We start from the raw sequence: 1437 nt of genomic DNA on the forward strand, positions 1-1437 counted from the left end.
ATATCAATCATATAATGTTTAATATTATTATCTTCTGATACAATTTTGTCAGTACCAATATCAAGCCCCTTGTAAATTTGCATAGAGTCAGCCGATATAATCTGGCAATTGAATTTACGAGCGATCTCCAAAGAAATTTTAGTTTTGCCAACTCCTGTGGGACCAGTTAAAATAATTAATTTTTCCATTTCATTCCCTTAAAAATAATTTTGCAATAGTAGTTTTCTTTATATCTATAATTGTTGGTCTGCCATGAGGACAGGTATATGGATTTTCACAATGAATTAAAGAATTTATAAGCTCTTTAACTTCCATATTTGATAGTGTATCTCCTGCTTTTACTGCCTTTAGACAAGCTTTTTTCATAACCTTCCACATATCAGCCTGATAATTGGAATATATTTTATCATCTAATGAATCTATTATATCTCTTATGAAACTAACATATGTTGGAAATCCAAAAATCATTGGAACTTCCCTTAAGATTATAGAATTCTCACCAAAAGAGTCAATAGAAAAGCCTAAGTCTTTGAAAAGATGAAAATTTTTTTCAATTTTCATATACTCGCTTGCGTTTAATTCAATAATTTCTGGTTTTAACAAAACTTGAGAATTAATATTACTATTCAAATACTGTTTCTTATATTTTTCATACATTACTCTTTCATGTGCAGCATGCTGATCAACTAGATAAATGAGATCCTTATTTTTGTTTTCTAAAATAATAAAAGTATCAAACAAAATACCAACAATTCTCGTATTAATTAAATTACTATCTATGACTTCTTTGTCGTTTAGAAAAGAATCTTCTTGATATTGTTCTAAGCTAGGAATATTATAATTATTAAAATCTTTTGTATTTTCCTCAATATTATCTATGTCGTTGTTATTATCTGCATTTTCTTCATACACATCAAAAGGTTGATAATTTTCATGAAAACTTTGATTATCTATATCAAATTCTTTTATATAATTATCACTTGGTTCATAAGCAGGCTCTTTAAAATTTATTAAATTATCATTTGATTTATCGTCAAATATATCGAAAACATTCAAATTTACTTTTGGTTCGTCTTCTATTTCTCTTATAGACCTATTAGGATATAAAACTTCCTCAACCATTTCACATAAAATTGCTATCAAATTATTTTCATTAGATAGTTTAACTTCATGTTTTTTAGGATGGATATTAACATCAATTAAGCTTGAATTAATATCAATAAACAAAATAAAAACAGGAAATCTGTTCAAAGGAATTAAAGATTTATATACTTTTTCTATTTCTCTTGAGATTTCTCTATTAGTCACATACCTACCATTAATATAAATATATTGGTGATTTCTAGAAGACCTAAATAATTTATTATTAGAAAAATATGCTCTTATTTTATAGTTTTCACTAGAGAAACTATTTTCTATTAAATTAGTTGCTATTTC

2 protein-coding genes are annotated in these 1437 nt (G+C 25.7%); both read right to left on the reverse strand.

The genetic code is table 11. The features are described 5' to 3' along the window. Positions 1 to 188 (reverse strand): isopentenyl transferase family protein (locus tag HMPREF9131_RS03475; RefSeq protein WP_009345376.1); only part of this gene is annotated, 188 nt, incomplete at its 3' end. Position 189: 1 nt separating this feature from the next. Further along, the coding region (gene mutL / locus HMPREF9131_RS03480; protein WP_009345375.1) for a DNA mismatch repair endonuclease MutL at positions 190 to 1437 on the reverse strand (1248 nt) is incomplete at its 5' end.

Origin of the sequence: Peptoniphilus sp. oral taxon 836 str. F0141 (assembly GCF_000179335.1) — a bacterium.
Classification (GTDB): Bacteria; Bacillota; Clostridia; order Tissierellales; family Peptoniphilaceae; genus Peptoniphilus_A; species Peptoniphilus_A lacrimalis.